The 25,935-nt window shown below is 67.9% G+C and carries 16 protein-coding genes; 7 read left to right on the forward strand and 9 right to left on the reverse strand.

What is annotated here, in order from left to right:
* Window positions 1–116: 116 nt before the first annotated feature.
* From H681_RS12875 to H681_RS12885, 3 genes are read right to left on the reverse strand one after another with little or no spacing between them, the layout of a single operon-like run.
* On the reverse strand, window positions 117–1,103 hold the full coding sequence (locus H681_RS12875) for a TauD/TfdA family dioxygenase (protein ID WP_015477303.1): 987 nt from the start codon (window positions 1,101–1,103) through the stop codon (window positions 117–119).
* A gap of 22 nt (window positions 1,104–1,125) precedes the next feature.
* Entirely contained in the window at window positions 1,126–1,848 is a 723-nt protein-coding gene (locus tag H681_RS12880; RefSeq protein ID WP_015477304.1) for a thioesterase II family protein, read from the reverse strand.
* A gap of 3 nt (window positions 1,849–1,851) precedes the next feature.
* The gene (locus H681_RS12885; RefSeq protein ID WP_015477305.1) at window positions 1,852–2,061 is read right to left on the reverse strand and encodes an MbtH family protein; all 210 of its coding nucleotides are present in this window, start codon (window positions 2,059–2,061) and stop codon (window positions 1,852–1,854) included.
* Window positions 2,062–2,378: 317 nt separating this feature from the next.
* Here H681_RS12885 and H681_RS12890 point away from each other — a divergent pair, with 317 nt between their 5' ends.
* On the forward strand, window positions 2,379–2,915 hold the full coding sequence (locus H681_RS12890; protein WP_015477306.1) for an RNA polymerase factor sigma-70: 537 nt from the start codon (window positions 2,379–2,381) through the stop codon (window positions 2,913–2,915).
* 69 nt (window positions 2,916–2,984) lie between these two features.
* Here H681_RS12890 and H681_RS12895 read toward each other — a convergent pair whose 3' ends face one another.
* Entirely contained in the window at window positions 2,985–3,782 is a 798-nt protein-coding gene (locus H681_RS12895; RefSeq protein ID WP_015477307.1) for an AraC family transcriptional regulator, read from the reverse strand.
* A gap of 93 nt (window positions 3,783–3,875) precedes the next feature.
* Between H681_RS12895 and H681_RS12900 the strand changes: the two genes are divergently transcribed.
* A complete protein-coding gene (locus tag H681_RS12900) occupies window positions 3,876–4,769 on the forward strand; it encodes a DMT family transporter (RefSeq protein ID WP_015477308.1) in 894 nt (297 codons plus the stop codon).
* Between the two features lie 86 nt (window positions 4,770–4,855).
* Here H681_RS12900 and H681_RS12905 read toward each other — a convergent pair whose 3' ends face one another.
* Window positions 4,856–5,920 carry an NAD(P)H-dependent flavin oxidoreductase gene (locus H681_RS12905; RefSeq protein ID WP_015477309.1) on the reverse strand — a complete coding sequence of 355 codons (1,065 nt, stop codon included), beginning with the start codon at window positions 5,918–5,920 and terminating at the stop codon, window positions 4,856–4,858.
* Window positions 5,921–6,032: 112 nt separating this feature from the next.
* Between H681_RS12905 and H681_RS12910 the strand changes: the two genes are divergently transcribed.
* Together H681_RS12910 and H681_RS12915 are read left to right on the forward strand one after the other, a co-directional pair.
* Complete coding sequence (locus tag H681_RS12910; RefSeq protein ID WP_015477310.1) at window positions 6,033–6,905, forward strand: LysR family transcriptional regulator; 873 nt, start codon at window positions 6,033–6,035, stop codon at window positions 6,903–6,905.
* Window positions 6,902–8,107 (forward strand): YbfB/YjiJ family MFS transporter, encoded by a 1,206-nt coding sequence (locus H681_RS12915; RefSeq protein ID WP_015477311.1) that lies wholly within the window; start codon window positions 6,902–6,904, stop codon window positions 8,105–8,107. Before H681_RS12910 ends, H681_RS12915 begins: the two co-directional genes overlap by 4 nt.
* A gap of 66 nt (window positions 8,108–8,173) precedes the next feature.
* On the opposite strand, the gene H681_RS12920 is transcribed toward H681_RS12915, so the two are convergent.
* A complete protein-coding gene (locus H681_RS12920) occupies window positions 8,174–8,614 on the reverse strand; it encodes a carboxymuconolactone decarboxylase family protein (protein WP_015477312.1) in 441 nt (146 codons plus the stop codon).
* A gap of 149 nt (window positions 8,615–8,763) precedes the next feature.
* On the opposite strand from H681_RS12920, the gene pdxR reads away from it, so the two are divergent.
* Window positions 8,764–10,197, forward strand: a complete 1,434-nt coding sequence (gene pdxR / locus H681_RS12925; RefSeq protein WP_015477313.1) for a MocR-like pyridoxine biosynthesis transcription factor PdxR — start codon at window positions 8,764–8,766, stop codon at window positions 10,195–10,197.
* Window positions 10,198–10,777: 580 nt separating this feature from the next.
* Window positions 10,778–11,068, forward strand: a complete 291-nt coding sequence (locus H681_RS12930) for a putative quinol monooxygenase (protein ID WP_015477314.1) — start codon at window positions 10,778–10,780, stop codon at window positions 11,066–11,068.
* A 1-nt stretch (window position 11,069) separates the two neighbouring features.
* Here H681_RS12930 and H681_RS12935 read toward each other — a convergent pair whose 3' ends face one another.
* From H681_RS12935 to H681_RS12945, 3 genes are all read right to left on the reverse strand, one after another.
* Entirely contained in the window at window positions 11,070–11,858 is a 789-nt protein-coding gene (locus H681_RS12935; protein ID WP_015477315.1) for an SDR family NAD(P)-dependent oxidoreductase, read from the reverse strand.
* A 144-nt stretch (window positions 11,859–12,002) separates the two neighbouring features.
* Entirely contained in the window at window positions 12,003–12,509 is a 507-nt protein-coding gene (locus H681_RS12940; protein WP_015477316.1) for a DUF3015 domain-containing protein, read from the reverse strand.
* Between the two features lie 144 nt (window positions 12,510–12,653).
* Window positions 12,654–14,282, reverse strand: a complete 1,629-nt coding sequence (locus H681_RS12945) for a mechanosensitive ion channel family protein (RefSeq protein ID WP_041711977.1) — start codon at window positions 14,280–14,282, stop codon at window positions 12,654–12,656.
* Window positions 14,283–14,571: 289 nt separating this feature from the next.
* Between H681_RS12945 and H681_RS12950 the strand changes: the two genes are divergently transcribed.
* On the forward strand, window positions 14,572–25,902 hold the full coding sequence (locus H681_RS12950) for a VCBS domain-containing protein (protein ID WP_015477318.1): 11,331 nt from the start codon (window positions 14,572–14,574) through the stop codon (window positions 25,900–25,902).
* Window positions 25,903–25,935: the final 33 nt, after the last annotated feature.

Raw genomic sequence — 25,935 nt, forward strand, 5'->3', positions numbered from 1 at the left:
TGGGGCCCGCCGGAGGGAAATTCGTGGGTTCAGCTGCTTGTGCGGAGCGCCGTGATCGATCACTCGCTCCGACCTGTCCCCTCTCCCAGGGGAAGAGGGAGCTATCCGTGCAGGCTTCAGACTCCTGCGTCAGCCCCAAAGCCTTCTGCCATCGCCACGACTACCTTGCGCGGCCCGCTGAATGGCGAGCGCGCATGGGCGGCGAGCATGTTGTCGAGCATCAGGACGTCGCCGCTGGTCCAGGGGAAGCTCACCTTGACCTCCTCCAGCACGCCGCGGATTTCGTCGAGCACCGAGGGCTCGATGGGGCTGCCGTCGCCGTAGTAGACGTTGCGCGGCAGGTCTTCCTCGTCGACGATTTCCAGCAGGCTCTCGCGCACATCCGCAGGCAGGTTGGAAACGTGGAACAGGTGCGCCTGGTTGAACCAGACCCAGTCCCGGGTGACCGGGTGCTGGGCGACTGCCTGGCAGACCTGGCGGGTGCGCAATTCGCCGTCTTCCTTCCACTCCCAGCCGATCCGGTGGGCCTTGCAGTACGCCTCGACCACGGCCGGGTCACTGCTGTTGAACACCTGCTCCCAGGCCACGTCCAGGCCGTTGCCGAAGTTGCGGGTGTACATCAGCCCACGCTCGCTGAAGCGGCGGCGGATGCCCTCGTCGACCCGGCGGTAGATCTCGCGGCTGTCGGCGATCGGCGTCTCGCCACCGTTCTGCGCGGCCTGCACGCAGTAGAACCAGATCTTCATCGGCCACTCGCGGGTGTAGGCCTGCTCGTTGTGCAGCGGAATGTGCTGGTGCGGCGGGTACTCGGTGGAGGTGTACACGCCGCTGGTGACGTTGCTGCGCGGCGTGGAGCCGAACTCGTAGTTGAGCAGCGGATGGCCGAAGCCGGCGGCGAACTCGCGGAAGCGCTCCGGCGCGCCGACCTGGAAGCCACGGAAGAGGATGCCGGCGCACACCGGCAGGCGCTCCGCCACCAGTGGGCGCAGCTCGGCGAGGGCATCGAGCAGGTCGATGCCCTCGCCGCGCGCCTGCACCCGCAGGGGCAAGCCGCCACGGGCCTGCGCCAGGGGAGCGATGTCGAACAAGGAGGAAGTGAGCATCGGGATTCTCCGCGCGGGGCGCTCAGGCCAGTGCCGCGTCGCTCGGCTGATTCGACGGCCGCAGGTGGCCGAGCATCAGTTCGAGCAGGCGCGCTTCGCTGCTGTTGAGGAAGAAGTGCCCACCGTCGAGCATTTCCAGGGAGAAGCCGGCGCGGGTTTCGTCCTGCCACGCCGACAGGGATTCCACCGAAATCCGGTCGGCCTTGCCGCCGAACACATGGATCGGGCAGGACAACTGGGGGCGACGGCGGTAGTCATAGCGGCCGCAGAGGAGGAAATCGGCGCGCATCACCGGCAGGGTCAGGCGCAGCATTTCCTCGTCGGCGAACACCGCTTTGGGGGTGCCGCCGAGGCGGCGCATGCGCTCGATCAACTGCGCGTCGCTCTGCTCTTCGGCCAGTTCGCGGTGACTGTCGCGGCATGACGGCGCGGAGGCCGCCGAGGCGAACAGCGCCTGCGGCGTCGGCAGGCCGCGCTGGCGCAGGGCATGGGCCAGTTCGAAGGCCAGCAGGCCGCCAAGGCTGTGGCCGAACAGCGCGTAGGGTTGCTCCAGGTGCGCGGAGACCTCGCCGGCGAGCTGGTCGGCCAGGCCGCGCAGGTCGGTCTGCAGGTTTTCCGCGAAACGTCGGCCACGGCCGGGCAGTTCCACCGGACGGACGTCGACCCAGACCGGCAACTGGCGCTTCCAGCGCGCATAGACCATCGCGCTGGCGCCGGAGTACGGCAGGCAGAGCAGGCGCAGCATGGGTTACTGCCCCTCGGCCATCTTCTGTCGCAGGCTCAACGGACGCATGTCGGTCCAGTTGCGCTCGACGAAGGCCAGGCAATCGGCCTTGCTGCCCTGCTGGCCGGCTTCGCGCCAGCCGGCGGGGACTTCCTTGTAGTCCGGCCACAGCGAGTACTGCTCCTCGCCGTTGACCAGGACCTTGTACACCGCGTCTTCGCGATCGAATGCCATCGCTCGTTCTCCTTCGCTGCATGGGGTGCCGGCACAAGGCCATGCCTGTGGTTTTGCCGGTTCTGCCATGAAGACGAGGGAGCTCGAGAAATAGTTAGTGTTCTCGTATGAGATTAATTCTCATAAGATAATCGACAACGGTTCCGTCAAGCCGGCAGTTCACCAGCAGATGCATGAAATTTCCTCGCGCTGTGCGGGAACCCCGTCGTAGAGCGATAGTCGGAGTCTCTCGAATAAATTGATAATAATTATCATTTGAACTAGATTGGCCGCCTCAACCCATGTGGACGCCCCCTCCGTCGCATAGGAAACCTTGCATGTCCAAGCCAGCGCCCGCCGAATCGCGTCCTGCTCTCCACGAGCTGTTCGCTACCCACCGGCAGACTTTCATCAATGCGGCCGCACGCATCCTCGGCTGCCGCAGCCACGCCGAAGACGTGGTGCACGATGCGTACCTCAAGCTCAACGGATCCGCGCTCGCGCCCGGCATCCAGTCGCAGAGCGGCTATCTGATGCGCGTGGTGCGCAACCTCGCCATCGACCTCTACCGTCGCCAGGCGCTGGAAAAGCGCTACGCCGGCAGCGAGGAGGAAGGCATGCACATCCCGACGCCCTCCGCCTCGCCGGAAGCCGAGCACGAGGACCGGCAGACCCTGGAAGCCATCTCCAGCGCCCTGCGCGCCCTGCCCGAGCGCACCCGCTACGCCTTCGAGATGTACCGCCTGCACGGCCGCACGCAGAAGGAAATCGCCGAGGAACTGGGTGTCTCCCCGACCCTGGTGAACTTCATGGTGCGCGACGCGCTGGTGCACTGCCGCAAGACCCTCAAGGGCCTGGAGGACGGCAGGGTTTGAGAACCCGTCCATGATCTGCCTGCGCCAGCCCGGACTGCGCTCGGCGAGATTCTGAACAGATTCTTGGCCTCAGCCTTCCGCCAGCGCGCGGAAGGCCGCTCGATACTGCTCCGGCGTGGTGCCGGCCAGGCGCCGGAACATGGCGATGAAGGCCGACGGGCTGCTGTAGCCCAGGTTGAAGGCGATCTGCTGTACCCCTTCCCCCGACGCCAGCGCCTCGATGGCCGCCAGGAAGCGCAGGCGCTGGCGCCATTCGCCGAACGACATGCCCAGCTCCCGCTGACAGGCCCGCGCCAGGGTGCGCTCGGTGCTGTGCACACGCTCGGCCCATTGCGCGAGGGTGCGGTTGTCGCCGGGTTCGGCCTGCAGCGCGGCCAGCATTTCGCCCAGCGCGCCGCTGCTGGCGTAGGGCAGGTAATCGTCGTGGGGTTGCGCGGCCTGCAACTGGTCGATCACCACGGCGGCCAGGCGCCGGTCCGCGTCGCTCTGCGGGATGTTCACCCCTCGCGCGGCAAAGTCGGAGAGGATTGCCTTGAGGATATCGCTGATGGCCAGGGTACAAGGGTTCTCCGGCAGCTTGCGCGCCACCTCGGCGGACACGTACAGCGAGCGGTAGACGATGGCCTGGCGGTTGTAGCAGCTGTGCTCGCGCCCCGGCGGCACCCACACGGCGTACTGCGGCGGCGAAAGGAAGCGCTGGCCATCCACCTCCAGTTCCATCACCCCGTGGGAGGCGTAGTTGAGCTGGCCCCAGGCATGGCGATGGCTGGGCGAATGGGTGCCGGCGTCGAACTCGTCGTAGCGGAAGTACAGGTCGGCGGGCAACTGGTCGATGTCGGGAAGCGGGAGCGGCAGTGCGCGGGTCATGTCCGAATGCCGGGGTGGATTGTCTGAAATTCATTATACGTCTTGATTCGGACGACCCGACAATACACACCGTCATCCCGGAAGCGTTCCTCCATGAATTACCTGTTCCCCCTGCTGGCCGTGGTCATCTGGTCCGGCAACACCGTCGTCAACAAGCTCGCCGTCGGACAGATCGCCCCGGCGGAGATCGGCTTCTTCCGCTGGCTGCTGGCCGGCCTGCTGCTGACGCCCTTCCTGCTGCGCGCCACCCTCGCCCACTGGCCTGTGATCCGCGCCAACCTGGGCAAGATCGTCACCCTCGGCCTGCTCGGCATGGCCGTCTACCAGTGCCTGGCCTACTACGCCGCCGCGCTGACCTCGGCAACCAACATGGGCATCATCCTTTCGCTGATGCCGCTGATGTCCCTCGCCCTCGCCTCGCTGTTGCTGGGTCACCGCATGAGCGTCGCGGCGCTGCTCGGCGCGCTGGTCTCGCTGGGCGGCGTGCTGCTGGTGATCACCCAGGGCAATCCACGGCAATTGCTCAGTCACGGCGTGAACCTGGGCGACGGCATGATGATCGTCGCCACCCTCGCCTACGGCGTGTATGGAGTACTGCTGAAGAAATGGAACCTGCGGCTGCCGCCGCTGGTGATGCTCTACCTGCAGGTGCTGGTGGCGATCCTCGCGCTGCTGCCGCTGTACCTGGCCTCGCCGCACCAGGGGCTGACCGCCGCGAACCTGCCGCTGGTGCTCTACGCCGCGCTGCTGGCCTCCATCGTCGGTGCGCTGGCGTGGATGCAGGGTGTGGCGCGCATGGGGCCGAGCCGCATGTCGCTGTTCTTCAACCTGCTGCCGGTGCTGACCGCCGCCATCGCCGCCGTGGCGCTGGACGAGCGCCTGACCCACTACCACCTGATCGGCGGCACGCTGACCCTGGCCGGCGTGCTGCTGGCCGAACTCTGGCGGCCACGGGAGAAACCCGCCGCGGCCGTCGGCGCCCGCTGACTCGGATGCTCTTGTAGGAGCGAGCCTGCTCGCGAACCGCACAACACCGACTCCGTCTGAGACTCTGTTCGCGAGCAAGCTCGCTCCTACAGATTGCCCCCTACGTCGGCACGGAACTCGGCCATGAGGGTCGAGATCAGCTCCGCCGCCGGCATCTCCCGCGACAAGGGCGCGCCCTGCCCGGCCCACTGCACGGCGAAGTCCGTGTTGCCCTTGGCGGCCGCCGCGGCGGTCAGTGCCTTGGCCGCGTCATAGGTGATGGGATAGTCCGGCAGCGCCGGCGCATCCGCGCTGCCCACGTCGGTGAACAGCCGGTTAACCATGCCCCGCGCCGCACGGCCGGAGATCGCCGCTGTCACTTCGGTACGCTCCCCTCGCTCACCGCGCAGCGCGGCCTTGAAGGCGGCGTTGGCCGAGGATTCGTTGGCGGAAATGAACGCCGTGCCCATCTGCACGGCCTGCGCACCCAGCTCGAATACCGCGCGCATGCCCTGCCCATCCATGATCCCGCCCGCCGCGATGATCGGCAGGCCGGTACCTTTTGCCAGCGTGCGGACCAGCGCGAAGGTGCCGATACGCGCGTCCTTCTCCGGCTCGAATACGCCACGGTGGCCGCCGGCTTCGTAGCCCTGGGCGACGATGGCATCGATGCCCGCCGCCTCGATGGCGCGGCCTTCCGCCAGGCAGGTGGCAGTGGCCAGCAGGCGGATGCCGGCGGTTTTCAGGCGGTCGATCCAGTCCTGCGGCGGCAGGCCGAAATGGAAGCTGACCACCGCCGGGCGCGCGTCGAGAAGGAAGTCGAGCATCTCGGGATCGCTCAGGAAGCTACGGTAGATCTCGCTGATCTGCGCCGGCGGCTGCGCATCGAACTCGGCGAACAGCGGCCGCAGGTGCTCCAGCCAGGCGGCCTCGCGCGCCGGATCGGCCACGGCCGGGCGATGGCAGAACAGGTTGAGATTGAGCGGCTTGTCGGTCAGCGCGCGGGTCTGCTCCAGCAGGGCGCGGGCTTGCGTGGCGTTGCTCGCCCCCAGGCCGATGGAGCCCAGGCCGCCGGCATTGGACACCGCCGCCGCCAGCGCCGGGGTGGATACGCCGACCATCGGCGCCTGGATGATGGGGTGCTGGATGCCGAGCAGTTCAGTGATGCGCATGACGGGGTCCTCATCGTCGGTCCGGCGAAATCGCCGCTGGCTTGCTATCGCTTGACTTACGATCTCATGGAGAGAATATTCTTCGCAACAAATTCTCTAACGAAGATAGATCATGGATCTCTCCAGTCTGGAAATCTTCCGTTGCGTGGCCGAGGAGCAGAGCGTCACTCGCGCCGCCGCCCGCCTGCAGCGGGTTCAGTCCAACGTCACCACGCGTATCCGCCAGCTCGAGGACGACCTCGGCGCGGCGCTGTTCCTGCGCGACGGCAAGCGCATGGCACTGACCGACCAGGGCCGGGAATTTCTCGTCTACGCCGAACGCCTGCTGGCCCTGGCCGCCGAGGCGCGCCAGTCGCTGCACCCGGACAGCGCCACCGGCAGCCTGCGCCTGGGCAGCATGGAAGCCAGCGCCGCCAGCCGCCTGCCCGAGCCGTTGGCGCGCTTTCACCGCACCTGCCCCGAGGTGGAGCTGCACATGACCACCGGGCACAGCCAGAAACTGATCGGCGAGGTGCTGAACCACCAGTTGGACTGCGCGCTGATCGCCCACCCGGACATCCTCCGTGCCGACCCTGGCTTCGACTCTCGATTGGAACGCGGCCTGCGCGCCGAGCCGGTGTTCCGCGAGGAACTGCTGCTGGTGCTGCCGGGCGACCATCCGCCAGTGAACAGGCCCGAGGATGTGCAGATCCGCACCCTGGTCGGCTTCACCCGAGGCTGCACCTACCGCCAACTGGCCGAACGCTGGTTGAAGGGCGCGCCGCTGGCGGTGCAGGAAGTGGGCTCCTACCACGGCATCCTCGCCTGCGTGAACGCCGGCTCCTGCATCGGCGTGCTGCCGCGCTCGGTGCTGGAATTGCAGCGGGACATGCCCGATCTGCGGGTGGTGCCGCTGATGGAAGTGGACACCCTGCTGATCTGGCGCGACGGCTACGCCACCGGCGCCTTCCAGCGCTGGCGGGAAACCCTGCAGGCACGGCCATGAATGCCCCGCGTCGCCTGCCCGCCGCGTTGTCGGCGGCACTGATCCTCGCCGTGGGCATGGGCTTCGGCCGCTTCGCCTTCACCGGGCTCTACCCGTTGATGGTGCGTGACGGCCTGCTCAGCGTCACGGGCGGCTCCCTGGCGGCCTCGGCCAACTACGCCGGCTACCTGCTCGGCGCCCTGCTCCTGGCACGCAGTCACGAACGCCATGCCGCGCGCATCTGCGTGCTGGCGCTGGCCGGCACGCTGGTCGCCCTGGCCGCGATGGCCATCCCGGCGCCCATCGCTTTCGCCGTCGGCGTGCGCCTGCTGGCCGGCGTGCTCAGCGCCATGACGCTGGTGGGCGCGGCGCAGTGGCTGCTGCAAAGCATGGGCGAAACCCACGGGGCGCCGCTGATGTTCGCCGGGGTCGGCCTTGGCATCCTGCTCTCCGCCGAGCTGATCGTCGCCGGCACTGCCTTCGGCCTGGGCAGCGCGGCGATCTGGTGCGTGCTGGCGCTGGCCGGTCTGGTGCTGGCGCTGCTGGCCGTTCCGGCACTGCGGCACTCGGGCCCACCGAGCACGCAACCAGCCGCAACGGACGGCAAGCAGACGCCGTCGCTGCCGGCGCCGATCATCCTGCTGGTCTACGGGCTGGCCGGTTTCGGCTACATCATCACCGCCACCTACCTGCCGCTGCTGATGAAGAGCGGCCTGGGCGCCATCGACCCGCTGCAGGTCTGGGCCGCGTTCGGCCTGGGCGCAGTGCCCTCCTGCTTCCTCTGGCACCGGCTGCACCTGAGATTGGGCAGCCGCCGCGCGCTGGCGCTGAACCTGCTGGTGCAGGCGGTGGGCGTGATGCTGCCGACGCTGGGCGAATCGGTCTTCCTCTACCTGGGCAGCGCGGTGCTGGTGGGCGGCAGCTTCATGGGCACGGTGACCATCGCCATGCCGGCGGCCCGCGCGGTAGCCGGCCAGGTGCGCTTCAACATGCTGGCGGCGATGACCGCGCTGTATGGCGTCGGGCAGATCGTCGGGCCGCTGGCGGCCAGCGCCCTGCGCGGGCTGACCGGCAGCTTCCTCCCGGCCCTGGGCGCCGCCGCGGGCGCCTTGCTGGTCGGGGCGCTGTGCTGCCTGCCGTTGCGCCGAGCTGCACCTTGCAGGAGCGAGGGGGACGCCATCGTCATTGCTCGCGAACAGCCCCAAGACCGTGGCCGCCGGTAAGTCCATTCGCGAGCAAGGACCAGGCGCTCCCTCGCTCCTACGAAAAGCAGAGCCAGCGGCGTCGAGTCAGGCCGGCGGCAACTGGCGGAAGGACACACCCAGGCGGTTCCAGACGTTGATCGCGCCGATGGCCACCGTGAGGTCCACCAGCTCGCGCTCGCTGAACTGCTCCCGCGCGTGCAGGAACACCGCCTCCGGCACCTTCGACTCGGACAGCAGAGTCACCGCCTCGCACCAGTCCAGCGCCGCACGCTCGCGCTCGGTGAAGAACGGCGACTCGCGCCAGACGCTCACGGCGAACAGCCGCCGCTCCGTCTCTCCGGCGCGGCGGGCTTCCATCGCGTGCATGTCGGCGCAGAAGGCGCAGTTGTTCACCTGCGAGACCCGCAGACGCACCAGTTCCAGCAAGGGCCTTTCGACGGACAGCTCGAAGATCGCGGCCTCCAGGGCCAGTACCGCCTTCAGGGCCTCGGGGGATGCGGTGTAGTAATCCAGGCGTGGCTGCATGGCGGGTTCCTCGGGGATGGACACCCCCATTGTGCGCGGTGCCGGACGCTTCTCCGGTGGCCAATTCGGGGAAATTTCATCGCGCAACTTCACCGGCCATTCCCCCCGGCGCTACTCTTTTCGTTCTGCCCTGCCTGCCGGAGCCAGCTTTGGAGCTTCACCTGATCATCCACGGCCAGAAAGACCTGGCCGGGCAACTCTACCGCCAGTTGCGCGACGCCATCGATTCCGGCCGCCTCGCCGCCGGCACCCGGCTGCCACCCAGCCGCCTGCTGGCCGAACAACTGGGGATCTCGCGCAAGACCATTTCCGACACCTACGCGCAGCTCACCTACGAAGGCGTGCTGGTGGGCAAGGTCGGTAGCGGCACCTTCGTCAACGCGCGGATTCCCCGCAACGACCGGCGCCAGGACAGTTTCCGCTTCGCCAGCCAGGCCAACATCGAGCACTGGGCCGGTCTCAATCCGCGCCTCACCCACCCCGGCGCCGAGGGCACGGCCAAGGCCGATTTCATCGGCGGCGCCACCACCCAATTGCAGTTTCCCCAGGAGGAATGGCGGCGCTGCGTGAACTATGCCATGCGCCAGATGAATACCCCGCGCGGGCACTACAGCCGCCCCGAGGGCATCACCCCGCTGCGCGACGGCATCGCCCGGCACATCGCCTATGCGCGCGGGGTGAACTGCCAGCTGGACGACGTGATGGTCTGCAACGGCGCGCAGCAGGCACTGGACCTGCTGGCACGGGTGATGCTGCGCCCCGGTGACAAGGTCGTCATGGAAGACCCTGGCTATCCGCCGGCACGGCTGCTGTTCCGCATGCTCGGCGCCGAGGTGGTGAGCGTGCCGGTGGATGCCGAGGGCATCCAGGTGGAGCGGATTCCCGACGGCACCCGGATGATCTACACCACGCCCTCGCACCAGTTCCCGCTGGGCATGCCGATGAGCCCGGCGCGCCGCGAGGCGCTGCTGGCGCGGGCGGTGGAGCTGGGCGCGCTGGTGATCGAGGACGACTACGACAGCGAGTTCCGCTACGCAGGGCGCCCCAGCGACGCCCTGCAGAGCCTGGACCGCCACGGCGTGGTGGCCTACGTCGGCACCTTCTCCAAGGTGCTGCTGCCGGAACTGCGCCTGGGCTACCTGATCCTGCCGCCCTCGCTGTTCCCGGCGCTGGTGCGCGCCCGGCAGATTTCCGACTGGCACAGTTCCACCCTGCCGCAATGGGCACTGGCCAAGTTCATGGCCGAGGGCTACCTGCTCAAGCACATTCGCCGCTGCCACGGCATCTACGCCGGTCGCCGCGAGCGCATCCTCGCCCGCCTGGACGGCGACCTGGCGCCCTGGCTGGAAGCAGTGCCCTCGGTGGCCGGCTTCCACCTCAGCGCCCTGCTGCGCCAGCCGACCAACGTGCCGTTGCTGATGGAGCTGGCGCGCAAGGTCGAGGTCGGCCTGTATGGCCTGGCGCCCTTCTACGACCAGGCGCCGGTGCGCGACGGGCTGCTGCTGGGCTTCGGCGCCATCGACACCCTGGACATCGACCCGGCGCTGGACAAGGTGCGCGACCTGCTGCAGCAGTTGGGTTGATCTGGCCGCGCGAGGATCGCAGGGGCCTCTGCTGCGGCAGGAGCGGACGGAGTCTGCGATCAATGCCCCCAACCGTGCCTGCGTAACGGTTCATTCGAAAAGGGAGTCCGCTACTACGAGATATATCTGCGCTCGGGGCGGCCCTCACCCCGACCCTCGGCTTGGCATCCTGCGTCGCTCTATCTCCTGCATCCATGCAGTCGTCTCCCAGGGAGAGAGGGTTGGGGTGAGGGGGAAGCGCCGGCAGGGGTTGACCCGGTGGGAGGTCGTTGGCTCCGGCGAGTTGACGCCACTCGGCCCAGCTCCGCGATAGCGAAGGATTGGTCCGGCGGTTTTCCCGGGAATTGGCGGTTCTGTCCCCGCGGCCACGGCCTTAACCTTTACCTACCCCATCGCTGGCGCCTGGACTTCCCGTAGGAGCGAGCTCGCTCGCGAACAGCCCCCGGCGCATACGACGCCAGGCGGTTCGCGAACGCCCCTCGATCCTGCGAAAGGTTTTGAAAGCCGGTTCCGGTCTTTACCGGTCGCCGGCGCCAGCGCCCAATGGCTACCCGCCCAGCCAGCAGAAAGGAGCCTCGCCATGTCCCCGTCCGCCATCGCCATCGTCCGCGTCCAGGCATTCCCCGGCCAGGGTTCCGCACTCGGCGCCCACCTGAACGAGTTGCTGGATCAGGTGCGCCAGCAGCCCGGCTGCCAGTCCGGGGAACTACGGGCGCTGGCCGCCGATCGCTGGCAGGTGCAGACCCGCTGGGCCAGCCAGGCCGACCTGGAGGCGCACCTGTCGGGTTCGAAGGCGCAGCAGTGGCTCGGCCGGCTCGGCTGCGGGGAGCTGGCGCAGGGGTTGGAGTTCGAGAGCCGCAGCGCCGACTGAGTCAGAACGCCGAACGCACCAGGCCGCCATCCACCCGCAGCGCTGCGCCATTGGTGGCGGACGAGGCCTCCGAGCAGACGTAGACCACCAGGTTGGCCACCTCCTCCGGGCGGGCGAAGCGTTGCAGCAGCGACCCCGGCCGCGCGGTGCGGAAGAACTCCGCTTCGAACGCCTCGAAGGACTGGCCGCCGGACAGCTTGCCGACGAACTCGCCCACGCCCTCGGAAGCGGTCGGCCCCGGCAGCACCGCGTTCACCGTCACCCCGGTACCGGCGCAGCTTTCCGCCAGCCCGCGCGACAGGCCGAGCTGAGCGGTCTTGGTCACGCCGTAGTGGATCATTTCCAGCGGAATCTGAATGGCGCTCTCGCTGCTGATGAACACCACGCGCCCCCAGTTCTTCTGCTTCATGCCCGGCAGGTAGGCGCGGGACAGGCGGACGCCGGAGAGCAGGTTGACGTCGAGGAAGCGCACCCAGTCCTCGTCGGGAATCTCCTCGAAGGGCTTGGGATCGAAGATGCCCAGGTTGTTCACCAGCACGTCCACCGCCGGGTAGCGCTTGACCAGCGCCTCGATCTGCCGGGGATCGGAGAGGTCGCCAGCGAAGCCATCGACCTTCGCGTCGGCCTGTTCGCCGCGCAGCCGGCCCAGCGCCTCGTCCACCGACGCCTGGCTGCGGCCGTTGAGGATCACCCGCGCGCCTTCGCGGGCCAGCCCCTGGACGATGGCGAATCCGATGCCCTTGGTGGAGCCGCTGACCAGGGCGAGCTTGTCTGTGAGATGCAGGTTCATGGGAGTCTCCCGCTGAAGGAACGCCACGCCCCGAATGCCCTGGGGCACGAAACAACGCATCAGGATAGGCGCCCCCCGGCGCCGCGCGCCAATCGCAGAAACACGAATGCCCTCCGAAGAGGGCATTCGTTCGCGACGGCTGGATCAGACCGGCTGGCGGGCGTAGCGCGCCAACACGGTGTCTTTCTGCATCACCGCCAGGGTGTTGCGGTAGACCTCCTCCCCGGTGGCGTCCTTGCTGGCGAAGATGTCGCCGAAATGCTGCTGGGTGACCTGCGCGAAGTGGGCGCGGTCCTTGGCCTCGACGCCCAGCAGCACCGCATAGGCGTCCAGCGCCTCGCCCTGGCCCTTGGCCATGTCCTCGGCGATGTTGTCGAGCATGCCGTTCATGGCGAACACCGAGCGGCCGCCGTAGCCCAGGCGTGCGTCGGAGTTGCAGCCATTGGTGCCGGAAGTGAGGCCGAACGTGGCGTTGCCCGAGGTGCCATTGGTGGTGGTGGCCAGCAGGTGCGGGAACAGGCCGCGCTGCCCTTCGAACACCATGTTGCCCCAGCCGCAGCCATTGCCGCCGGCCTGGTCGGCCTGGGCGAAGAGACTGGCGGCGCCGAGAACGGCGAAGATCGCACCCTTGCTGAAGGTTCTGTTTGTCATGGACATTCTTCCCTTGTCTGTGAGCATCGTTGGCATGCCGCCTCCAGTACGACCACCGACCCTGGAGTTCGCGTTTCGGTTACAGGTGTAGGCAATCAAGCGCCGACTCGCAACTGTGCCTGTCGCGCCCCGGAGCGCCGTTACTCATTTCACGACATCATCGCCTCCCGGCGGACGGGCCGGCGCGCTGTACCACTGCTCCCTGGGCACCCACTTGGGCTGGTGCGGATCGGCCAGGTAGTGCGGCGACATGATCTGCACCCCGTACTCGTTGAACACATCCTGGATATTCGCGTGCAGCACGCTCAGCAGCTCTGCGCGGGGCCTCGGCTCGCTGGGAATGGCCTGGGCCACCAGGCGGTACTCGGGATAGAAATCCGACAGCGCGGTCTGGAAGACGTGGGGCGCCGGCTTTTCGAGGATGCCCTCGGTACGCCGCGCCGCCTCGATCAGCATGGCTTCCACCTGGCGCCAGGGCGTGTCGTAGCCGATGGTCACCACGGTATCCACCACGTAGCCCTGGCCGTGGACGATGCGCGAGTAGTTCTTGGTGACCGAGCCGGTGATCATCGAGTTGGGCAGGGTCAGCACCTCGCCCAGGCCGGTGCGGATGGTGGTGTTGAACATGCCGACTTCCGTCACCGTTCCCTCGTGTTCGCCGATCCGCACGAACTCCCCGGCGCGCAGGGTCCGCGAATAGGTCAGGATCAGCCCGGCGGCGGCCTGGCCGATCACGCTGGAGGCGCCGAGGGAAATCATCAAGCCGATCAGTACCGAGACGCCCTTGAAGGCTTCGGTGCCGGAGCCGGGCAGGTAGGGATAGGCCATCACCAGGGCGAACAGCCAGATCGCCAGGGAGGTCAGCCGGGTGGTCGGCTGCAGCGTCTCCCCGGTCAGCCAGCCCAGGGTGCCGGGGCGCGCCAGGCGTTGCAGCAGACGCCGGGCAAAGCTGCTGAAGGCCCGTGCGATCAGCACGATGCACAGCGCCACCGCCAGCCCCGGCATGGCGCCGAGCATGCCATCGAGCAGGTAGCGGACGAGGTCGAGCAGGTGCACGTTGAGGCTCTCGCCCCACGGACGGGTAAAGGGGAACTGCGACAGCACGAAGCTCAGCCACTGGTAGCTGAGCAGGAACACCACCACCCAGTAGATCAGCCAGAGCAGCCGGCCGAACAGGTAATAGAGGTACTGCACGTCGAACAACGGCGTGTGCCCCAGCTTGAGCCACTGCTTGTGCCGGCTCATCAGGCCCGGCAGGCGACCGGACAGCCGGCGCCGACCCACGCTGACGCCCCGCAGCAGCAACAGGTAGATCATCGTGGCCAGCGCCGAATACCCCAGCGCCATGAGCAGGAAGCGGATATTGCGGGCCTCGCCGCTCTCGGCCACCACGCGGCGCAGGTTGTCGGCCGCCTGTTCCGCCGCGACCCGCACCGAAGCGCCCGGCGGATCGACATCCTGAGGGGTGACGATGAAGGCGCGGCTATAGCCCAGCAGCACGATGTAGCTGGTCTGGATCGGGTCGATACTGACCTTCAGCTCGCCGCGCCCCTGCAAGGCGTCCTCGATCGCCGCCGTGGCCCGGCGCGCCCGCAGCTCCGGGGTTTCGCCGAGCAGGGTGGCGCGGAAGGTCATGACGCTGCGGTTCTCGATCCTCAGCTCGACCGGCGCCGCCTCGCGGTCGGTGATGGCGATCTCGCTGCCGGACGACTCGCCGAAGCCCACCAGCGGCCAGAAGGCCAGCACACAGCACAGCAACATTCCGTGACGCATTCCCCGCTCTCCCCTTGCCCGACTGCGGCCTGCTTCTTGTCCAGAGGGCCCGGCCGCTCCCTGAGGCCCAAGCGTAGCCATTCGGAAATGGGCTGGAAAGCGGCAAGCCGGGATAACGCGGCGCATTGGGTTCCTGTCGGAACGATCAGAAAGCAGCTGTATGAGATGTCGCGAAATGCACACGGACATTCCTATTCGCTATCGCGAATCAATGTCTAAGCTTGCCACTCGTATGTGCTTGAGTTTGCGTTCCAAGCCGTGATCATTGACCGATCCGACGGGTACTGAAATGGATAATCAGGGCAAGGCGCGCGCCGCATTCCTTCTCCGCCCCAGCAGCCTCGCTCTCGCTCTGGAGCAGCGCATTCTCTTCGACGGCGCCGCCGCCGCGGCGGTCGACCAGCAACACCACGACGCCCAGGCCGCTGACGCCAAGGACAGCACGCCACCCGCCACCGCGGTGGAAGCCCGCGCCCAGACGGCGGCCCCCGCGCCCAGCGCCCCGCGCAACCTGGTAGTGATCGACGCTCGCCTGGAGAACCGTGAGCAACTGGCCGCCAGCCTGCCGGTAGGCAGCACCGCGCTGGTGGTCGACGCCGGCCAGGATGCCATCGCCGCCATCAGCAACGCCCTGGCGCAACTGGGCCAGGTGGACTCCATCCAGGTGTTCTCCCACGGCGCCACCGGCCAGTTCACCCTGGGTAACCAGACCTTCACCGCCCAGACCGTCGACCAGTTCGGCGAACGCCTGAGCGCCTGGCGCGGCGAACTCAGCCCCGGCGCGGACATCCAGCTCTACGGCTGCGACGTGGGCGCCGGCAGCGCCGGCCAGGCGCTGGTCAACGAGATCGCGCGCTGGACCGGGGCCGACGTCGGTGCCTCCAATAATGCCACCGGTGCCGGCAGCGCCGGGGGCGACTGGAACCTGGAGGTGCGCAACGGCGACCTGGACAAGGCCATCGCCCTGAGCGCCGACACCCTGAGCAGCTTCCAGGGCCTGCTACCCGATGCCAGCCCGACGGTGAGCATCAGCATGCCGAGCCCCGACGTGCTGCTGGGCGATTCGTTCAATTTCAACATCGACCTGCGCAACAGCTCCAGCCAGGTCGGCTTCGCGCCCTATATCGACCTGTTCCTGCCGGCCACCGGCAAGGACGGCGACGACGGCATTCGCTTCGTCAGCGCCAGCTACCTGGGGCAGGCGGTCAAGTCCTATGTGGTCACCTTCGACGCCAGCGGCAACGCCACCCATCCGCTGGCCAAGGACGCCAGCGGCAAGGCGCTGGTGATCAGCGCCGCCAGCGTCGGCATGAAACCGGGCGACCAGTTCGTGGTGCTGCAGGTGCCCTACGCCAGCGTCTCGCAGGACCAGCCGACCATCTCCCTGCAGGTCACCGCGACTCTCAGCAACCTGGCCGACACCAGCCTCACCACCGGCAGCCCGGACCTGACCATCCAGGCGCGCGGCGGCTTCGAGTACGGCAACGACTCGCTGAACAACCCCACGGTCGACCCCAGCCTGGTGGAAGCCACCCTTCACGCCCTGGCGATCCACCCGACCCTGCTCGACATCACCCAGAGCCTCAACATGACCGAAGGCGAGACCGCCACCGGTCCCAACTTCGTGCATACGCAAACCGTCACCGTCACCCCCGCCGACGGCCAGACGCTGCATAACGTGGTGATCACCCAGAGCGTGCCGGAGGACGTGCGGGTCACCGCCATCACCCCCGGCGCCGGCGGCACCCTGACCTCGGTGACCTTGCGCAACGGCACCGTGCTGACCAACCCTGCGCTGATCGCCGCGGCCATCGCCGACCCGAATGTCTTCGTCGTCGCCTACACCATCGACTACGCGACCCTGAGCGGGCCGACCAGCTCCACCGTGGACTTCTACGTGCCCGAAGTCGGCGCCGACGGCGCCCCGGTGATCGACCCCGACACCGGCGATCCGGTCACCATCAGCTTCGGCCCGCCCAGCGCCACCGGGCAATGGACGCCGCTGGACCCGCGCGACCTGACGCCCCCCGCCACCGATGTCGACTTCAGCGCCACCGGCGACGGCACCGGCGCGCAGTTTGTCGCCAAGAGCATCACCCTGCAGAAGCAGGCACTGCTGCAGAACGATACCGGCAGCACCGGCCTGAGTCCCGGCGACACGCTGCGCTATGTGCTCAACGTGGCGCTGTCGGACTACTTCGCCTTCGGCGAGAACATCCTCCGCGAGGGCCAGTTCACCGTTACCGACACCCTCGCCGACGGCCAGAGCATCGTCGGCGCGCCGACCATGACGATCAGCCAGAACGGCGTCACCCGCACCATCGCCCTGGTCTACACCGCCACCGCCAATGCCGACGGCACCACCACCCTCACCGTCGACATCGGCACCTCGCTGCTCAACGCCGTGGACGGCCTGGGGTTTGGCGCGCTGTTCGGCGACCTGGCCTTCGATGACGTGCAGAGCACCGCCACCACCGCGGTCATCAGCTACAACGCGATCATCAACCAGGCCTACACCACCAGCCACCCGCCGCACACCGAGATCAACGAAGGCGACAGCCTGGGCAACAACGCGACAGTGAGCGCCACCGTGCTCGAGGACGCCATCAACATCGGCGATCTGCAGAGCGACGGTTCCAGCACCTTGAGCAGCATTCCCACCAGCCAGGTCGACATCAACCTGCTGCAGGTCAACGGCGGCAATCCGCCCGCCGACGGTGAACTGCGCCCCGGCGACGTGGTGACCTTCCAGCTGTCCTACGACCTGGTCACCGGCGACTACGAGAACTTCAGCCTCACCGCCTACCTGCCCCTGCCCCTGCTGAACGTCAGCGGCATCGGCTGGACCGTGGGCAGCGGCGTCGGCCAATGGAGCATCGGCCCCGGCAACAGCGATCCGGCGCGGGCGATCAGCGTCAGCAGCGGCCCCGGCAACTCGGTGGTGTTCAACTTCGGCAACTACAGCGTCACCCAGGCCACTGGCGGGCGCATCGAGCTGACCTTCACCCTGCGCGTGGGTGACCAGCCCTTCGCCGACCAGCGCTCGCTGGACGTACTGGCGCAATCCAGCCAGACCACCACGATCAACAAGACCGTGCTGGTGTCGTCCGACATCGCGGTGGTCCAGTCGATCGCCGAACCCGTGCTCAACATCAAGCACGGCGTGGTTTCCAGCTACAACGGCACGGTCACCGGGACTACCGGCACCTGGAACAAGCCGGGCACCTCCGGCGTCCCCTTCGGCGGCCGCGTCACCGACCTGTCCGCCATCGACGGCAACATCACCGGCATCGACGGCGGCGACATGCTGCGCCTGGCCACGGCCATCGAGAACACCGGCGGCGGCGGCGCCTTCGACGTGGTCACCAGCATCACCCTGCCCCCGGACCTGACCTTCGTCGGCGGCAGCCTGGCGGCGGCCAACCTGCAGATCTACCGGGGCGACGGCACCCTGCTGCGCGCGAACGTGGACTACAGCGTCTCCGGCAACCGGATCACCTTCCTCGATGCCGGCTTCGTCGCCAGCCTGCTGCCCGGCCGCGCCGGAACCACCGCCGATACCAGCGGGCAGAACGTCGTGGTGATCACCTACGACGTCGTTGCCAACAACGCCATCGCCGCCGGCCGCACGCTGCAGAGCACGGCGATCCTGAGCAACTACGCCAGCATCGACAACGGCACCGACTTCACCCCCACCGACCTCAGCGACATCGCCAACCAGCAGGTGGCGGCCCCGGAGGTCCGCAAGGTGTTCGCCGGCGGCAGCCTGAGCGAGGGCGACTCCAGCGCCAGTCACACCACCGGCAACAACCTGGTGGTGGGCGAAAGCATGCTCTACGACATCGTCGTCACCCTGCCCGAAGGCACCACGCGCAATCTCAGCATCGACGATCTCATCCCCGCCGGGCTGCGCCTGGACACCAGTTTCAACGGCGGCCTGGGCTATCAACTGATCATCACCGCCTCCGGCAGCGGCGGCTCGCTCAGCCGCGACTTCCTCGGCAACATCGTCATCAGCGGCATGAGTGGCGTTGGCGGCACCCTGGGCGCCGACGGCGTCGACGCGCGCTTCGTCTTCAGCGCCTCCACGGCCGGCGTCGACAACGAGACCGGCAACAGCAGCTTCGTCATCCGCGTGCAGCTGGTAGCCAGCAACGTCATGGGCAACCAGGCCACTCGCTCGCTGCAGAATGACGCCCGGCTGGCCTACCAGGACCCGGACGGCGACACCCCCAACGGCACCACCCCGCTGAACCGCACCGTCAACCGCAGCGACGGCGCGCCGACCGTCATCGTGCGCGAGCCGACCCTGCAGATCACCCAGGCCATCACCTCCACCCCCGGCATCGGCGGTTACGACCAGGGCGACCGGGTGGACTTCACCATCACCATCAGCAATGGCAACGGCGCCAACGACTACGCCGCGTTCGACATCAACCTGCTGGACATCCTGCCCACCGAGCTGGACAACATCACCCTCACCGGCGTGCTCTACCAGGGTGGCGCCACCAACAACGGCGGTGTGGACTTCGTCATCCAGAACGGCCAGTTGATCACCGCCAACGGCGCCAACATCGACATCGCCAAGGGCGGCAGCATCACCCTGCGCCTCACCGGCGTGGTCAACGCCACGGCCGCCGGCCAGGCGGACTTCGCCAACAATGCGCGGGTGCAATGGACCAGCCTGGATGGCGCCAACGCCGGCGAACGTACCGGCGCCGACGGAGTGCTCAATGGCGGCGACCTCAACGACTACCGGCAGATTTCCGCCCTGCTCTTCCCGGTATCCAACGGCATCCTGATTTCCCGCGTCGGCGGCCTGCCGGATACCCCGCCGCCCAGCGACGGCGCCGGCGTCACCACCTCCGCGATCAACGAGAGCGTGGCCATCGGCGAGGTGATCCGCTACCGCGTGGTGGTCCTGGTGCCGGCCGGCGACAACCCCAATTACCAGGTACGCCTCGAGCTGGGCGCCGGGCTGCAGTTCCTCCCGGCCGACCTGAACAACATCCTCATTGCACTGGTCTCGGACAACCTCAACGGCCTGAGCACCGACGCCAGCCTGATCAAGGGCGGCACCCTGTGGATGGCCGGCAACGAAACCAGCCCGGTGGCCGGGTACCTGATGCCCGACCTCAGCGGCGTGAACCCCACCGGCATCTTCGACGGCAACGCCACCAACCTGAGCATCGTCACCAACGCCAATGGCAGCCAGACCGTCACCTTCAACCTGGGCAACGTGGTCAACCGCGAAACCGTCGACGGCAACGTCGAGGGCATCGTCCTCGACTTCAACGTGCGGGTCACCAACGTCGCCAGCAACCAGGCGGGCTCGACCCTGGGCGTGAAGGCCATCGAGCACGTCGGCCTGCCCGGCCAGGACGTCGACCGCGGCATGAGCGACACCCTGCTCGAACACGTGGTCGAGCCCAACTTCGACCGCGTCCACAAAGAGGTCATCGACATCCAGCCGGGGCCCAGCACCACCACGGCCACCGTGTCGGTGGACTTCACCCAGAACGGCGGCGTCCCCGCCTATAACGTGCACCTGCAGGACCAGTTCCCCAGCGGCAGCAACTACCAGGTACAGGGCATCCTGCTCAACGGCACCGCGCTGGACCTGAACAACCTGCCGGCGGGCGTCCGCGTCAGCACCAGCGGCGCCCTCTCGGTGGACTTCGACCGCCTGGCGGTGGGCGACAAGGTGCAAGTCATCTACCGCGTCACCGTGCCCAGCACGGTGGTGGTCGACAATGCCGCAAGTTCGGCGGTGCTGACCTGGACCAGCCTGCCGACCAGCTTCGAAACCAGCGGCTGGGGTGGCTCGGTCCCCGGCGCCGCCGGCACCGCCAGCGGCGAACGCACCGGCCAGGACGGCACGGCCGGGCTGAACAACTATGTACTCAGCGACGGCGTGGGCCTGGGCGTTGTCCAGGGCACCCTGTGGAACGACACCAACTCGGCCACCGGCAGCCTCACCCCCGACGGCCCCGGCTTCGCCGGGCGCACCGTGCAGCTGACCTGGGCCGGCGCCGACGACAGCTTCGGCACCGCCGACGACCGCGTGTTCACCACCACCACCGACGCCAACGGCCAGTACAAGTTCTCCGTGCTGCCGACCGGCAACTACCTGGTGGTCATGCCGCAGTCCTTCCAGCTCGCCGCCGACAACCGCTTCAACGTGCGCATCGACACCGATACCGGCACCAGCGCCAACGGCCTGGGCAGTGTCGCCCTGGCCCTGGGCGAAGGCGCCGTGAGCAATGCCAATGCCGGCTACGTGCACCTCAACGAAGCACCGGTCAATACCCTCGCCGGCCAGCAGGGCCGGGAAGACACCGTGCTGCACCTGCTCGGGCTGGCCGTCGCCGACTCCGATGCCGGCAGCGGCATCCTCAGCATCACTCTGACCGTCCAGCACGGCGTGCTCTGGCAGACCGCCACGCCGCCCGGCTCCAACGCCACCCCGCCGGGCGGCGCCGGGCGCAGCCTGACGCTGAGCGGCAGCCTGGCGCAGTTGAACGTGCTGCTGTCGCAGGTCTATTACAAGGGCGACCAGGACTTCAACACCTTCCGCAATGCCGAAACCCTGACCATGACCACCAATGACCAGGGCAATTTCGGCGACACCAACCACGACGGCATCCCCGGCCAGAGCGCCGATGCCCTGACCGACGTCGACCAGGTGCAGATCATCGTCACACCGGTCAATGATCCGCCCATCGCCGCCAACGACGCCGCTGACGCGGTGGAGGCCGGCGGCACCAACAACCAGACGCCGGGTACCAATCCGTCGTTCAACGTGCTGAGCAACGACCGCGACGTCGACATCGCCACCAACAACGACGTGATCAAGGTCGCCAGCGCCGGCGTGCCGGGCAGCCCCGAGCTCGGCGTGCCGAACAATTCCTTCCGGATCGTCACCGGCGACTTTGGGGCCCTGATGATCTACAGCACCGGCGCGGCGGTCTACCTCGTCGACAACACCAACCCCGACGTCCAGGCGCTGCGGAGCTCCACCGACACCCTGAGCGACACCTTCACCTACACCATCACCGACCTGGCCGGGGCGAGCTCCAGCGCCACCATCACCATCACCATCCACGGCGCCAACGACGCCCCGGTGGCCGTCGACGACCCGGGCAGCGCCATCGAGGCCGGCGGGCAGAACAACACCACCGTCGGCCAGGACGCCGTCGGCAACGTGCTGAGCAACGACACCGACGTCGACCTGTACGGTGAAACCAAGGAGGTCACCGGCATCCGCAACCTCCGCGAGGCCGTCCCCGGCCCCATCACCGACATGGTCAGCGGCGTGCCGCAGATCATCGACGGCACCTACGGCACCCTGACCATCAACTCCGACGGTTCCTACCGCTATGTGGTCGACAACACCAAGACCGCCGTGGAGCGCCTGGTGCCCGGCGACACGCTGATCGAATACTTCACCTACCGGGTCACCGATGCCGGCGGCCTGAGCGACCTGGCCGAGCTGCGCATCACCATCAGCGGCAGCTACGACAACCCGGTGGCCAGCGACGACCGCGCCGTGGCCCAGGCCGGAGCCACCGACGACCCGGCGCTGGAGAGCAACCCCAGCGGCAACGTCATCCTATTCCCCAGCCGCCCCGGCCCAGTCACCCAGCCCGGTGGCAACGGCGTGGACACCGACGTCGACCGCATCGACCGGCCCAGCTCCAAGCTGACGGTGATTGGCATCGGCTCGATGCGCGAGGACCCGAACGCGCTGCTCGACACCGTCGGAACCGGCACCCGCATCGCGGCCACCTACGCCGAGATCAACAATGTCGTCGTCACCGACCCCGACCCCTTCGGCACCCTGACCATCAACTCCGACGGCTCCTTCCAGTTCGACGTCAAGAGCGACAACACCATCATCCGGGGCCTGCAGGCAGGCCAGGCCGTGGTGGTCTACTACACCTACGAGATCGTCGACCAGGAAGGCCTGAAGGACCGCGCGCAACTGGTCATCACCATCCGTGGCGTCAACGACCCGCCCGTGGCACAGATCGTCGTGGCCACCGCCGTCGAGAAAGGCGGCGTCGGAAACGGCACCGGCGGCAGCGACCCGAGCGGCGACGTCACTACCCTGGCCTTCGACCCGGATGGCGATCCCATCAGCGTGTACTCGGTCAACGGCCAGACCTTCCCGGCCGACCCGGCCCTGCCCCTGGTCGTCGACGGCGAATACGGCACCCTGACCATCTACCGCGACGGCACCTACAGCTATGCGCTGAACAACGGCGACCCGACCGTCGAAGGCCTGCGCCTGAACACCGACCACCTGTTCGAAGGCTTCACCTACGTCCTCACCGACAACACCGATCCCACGGGGACCACGGGTCTGTCCGACCCCTCCTTCATCCTCATCGTCATCCACGGCGCCAACGACAACCCGGTGGCCACCGACGATGGCGCGCTGGCCATCGAAGCCGGCGGCGTCAACAACAACCATCCCGGCAGCGATCCCAGCGGCAATGTGCTGGACAACGACAGCGACGTGGACTCGGTCGACCTTGGCGAAACCAAGGCCGTCGACAGGGTACGCACCGGCGGCGAATTTGCCACCGGCACCGCCGGCAGCCTGGGCGTGGAGCTGCGCGGCACCTACGGCTGGCTGACCCTCAACGCCGATGGCAGCTACCACTACCGGCTGGACAACAACGACCCGCGCGTACAGGCGCTGCGCAGCGCCGCCGACCAGCTGACGGACGATTTCACCTACGCGGTGGTCGACACCGACGGCGCCCAGGACCTGGCCACACTGCGCATCACCATCCACGGCGCCAACGACACGCCCGTGGCGCAGAACGACAACGTCGCCGCCATCGAGCAAGGCGGCCGCGACAACGACATTCCCGGCCTCAACCCCAGCGGCAACGTGCTGGCCAACGATAGCGACGTGGACGTCGGCGACGCGCTGGTGCTGACCGGCGTACGCCAGGGCCTGCGCAACGGCACCCTGGGCAGCGCGTTCAGCGGGGCCTTCGGCACCCTCGTCCTCAACGCCGACGGCACCTTCAGCTACGTCCTGGACAACGACAACCCGCTGGTCGAAGCGCTGCGCCATGACTCCGATCGCCTGGAAGACACCTTCACCTACACCATCCGCGATCTCGCCGGCGCCACCTCCACGGCGCAATTGACCATCACCATCCACGGTCGCAACGACGCGCCCCATGCCCCGTCCCTCGCGGTCATCGCCATCGAGGCAGGGGGCACCTTCAATGGCACCCCGGGTGTGTCGCCCTCCGGCAACTCGCTCAACGATGTCCGCGACGTGGATGCCTACGGCGAGACCCGGCTGGTGAATGGCGTACGCAACGGCGACCGCTCCTCCAACGCCACCTTCAATGCCGTCGGCGATGCCGATACCACCCTGCTCGGCCGCTACGGCGTGCTGCACATCCAGGCGGACGGTCAGTTCCAGTACGTCATCAACAACCGCCTGCCGGAGGTGGAAGCCCTCAAGCCGGGCGAAAGCCTGGTGGAGTTCTTCACCTACCAGGTCGTCGATGCCGACGGCGCGAGCGACATCGGTTTGCTGCGCGTCGCCATTCTCGGCGCCTGGGACGCCCCCGTGGCCCACGACGACCTCTCCCTCGCCCTGGCGCAGACCGAGGACGGCGGCACCGGCTACAACCCCAGTGGCAACGTGCTGAACAACGACACCGACGTGGACGCCGGCGACGGCAAGGTCGTCAGCGGCATCCGTGTCGGTCCCGAGACCGCCGGCGGCACCCTGGCGGCTGTCGGTGCGGGAACCAGCAACGTCGACGGCACCCTCATCCAGGGGCTCTACGGGCAACTGATCATCGGCTCCGACGGCAGCTACACCTACAACGTCGATTCGAACAATCCGGCGGTGCAGGCGCTCTCCCTGCTGCAGACACTGGTCGAACACTTCACCTATGAAGTGCGCGATAACGGCGGCCTGGTCGATCTGGCGCAGCTGAGCATCATCGTCTTCGGCCGCAACGACGCGCCCCACGCCAACCCCGACTCGGCCGATGCCCTGGAAGCCGGCGGCCTGCACAACGCCACGCCGGGGCTCAACCCCAGCGGCAACGTGGTGGACAACGACACCGACCTGGAGGGCGACACCCTCACCGTGTTCGATATCCGCACCGGGGGCGATGCGTCCGGGCCGGCCAACGGCGTGGTCGGCACCCCGCTGCGCGGCCTGTACGGCACCCTGCTGATCAACGCCGACGGCAGTTGGTCCTACGAAGTCGACAACAGCCTCGACGCCGTGCAGGCCCTGCGCCTCCCCGGCCAGACGCTGAGCGAAGTCTTCACCTACGGCATCCACGACAAGTTCAACGCGCAAAGCCACTCGCGCCTGACCATCGTCATCCGCGGCGCCAACGACACGCCCATCGCCAGCGACGATACCGCCACCGCCGTGGAAGCCGGCGGCGTGAACAACGCCACGCCGGGGCTCAACCCCAGCGGCAACGTGCTGGACAACGACAGCGACGTCGATAGCGTGGCCAACGGCGAAACCCGCCAGGTGGTGGGCTTCAGCGCCGAGAACGGCCGCAATGCCAGCGCCGGTCAAAGCCTGCAGGGGCTCTACGGCACCCTGGTGATCAACGCCGACGGCAGCTACCGCTATGTGGTGGACAACAACAACCCCACCGTGCAAGCCATGCGCAGCGCCGGCGAAACCCTCAGCGAGGTCTTCACCTACCGCATGCGCGACACCGCCGGCGCCACCTCCGACGCGCGCCTGACCCTGACCATCCAGGGCGCCAACGACAACCCGGTGGCGCGCGACGACAGCAACTTCGCCAGCGACCAGGTGCCGGCGCCGCACACCAGCGGCAACGTCCTGCCCAACGACAGCGACATCGACGGCGGCGACCAGCTCAGCGTCACCGGCATTCGCACCGGCCAGGAGAACGAAAGCGGCACCTCGGGTAGCGTCGGCCAGCCCATCGCCGGGCGCTACGGCACCCTGGTGCTCAACGCCGACGGCAGCTACACCTACACCATCGACCTGAGCAACAAGGAAGTGCTGGCGGCCGCCGGCCTCGGGCAGATCCTCAAGGACTACTTCACCTACACCATCAGCGACCTCGCCGGCGCCACCGACCAGGCGCTGCTGACCATCACCCTGGACATCTCGACACCCTACATCCCGCCAGGGCCCTACGCCGGCCTCTTCGCCGAAGACGGCCGCCCGCACGACCCGCCGCTGGGATACGACCCGGCGATCTTCATACAGCCGGTGGTGGAGCGCATCGACAACAACCTCTCGCTGTCCGCCTGGAGCGCGGACGGCAGCAACATCGATCTCTTCGCCACCCCGGAGATCGAGAGCCAGTCGCTCGGCGATCAGCTCGGCCAGGTGAAGGGCCAGTTCGTCGCCCGCGCCGTGGGCGAAAGCCGGCGCGCCAGCGACCTGGACAAGCGCTGGGTGGAAGGCCGCCACGGCGTCACCAGCCTGAGCGCCGACGGCCTGCTCCCCGATCCGTCGCTGTGGGCGCCGCTGCCCGGCGACATGCTGGCGAAGAACGCTGAACACGCGCAGACCGCACCGGGCTTCCGTGCCCAACTGCGCGACGCCGCCCAACGCCGGAGCGGCAACCCATGATGCGTACGCAACAATCACGGATGGACCAAGGAC

It is taken from the genome of Pseudomonas sp. ATCC 13867 (assembly GCF_000349845.1).
GTDB lineage: Bacteria > Pseudomonadota > Gammaproteobacteria > Pseudomonadales > Pseudomonadaceae > Pseudomonas.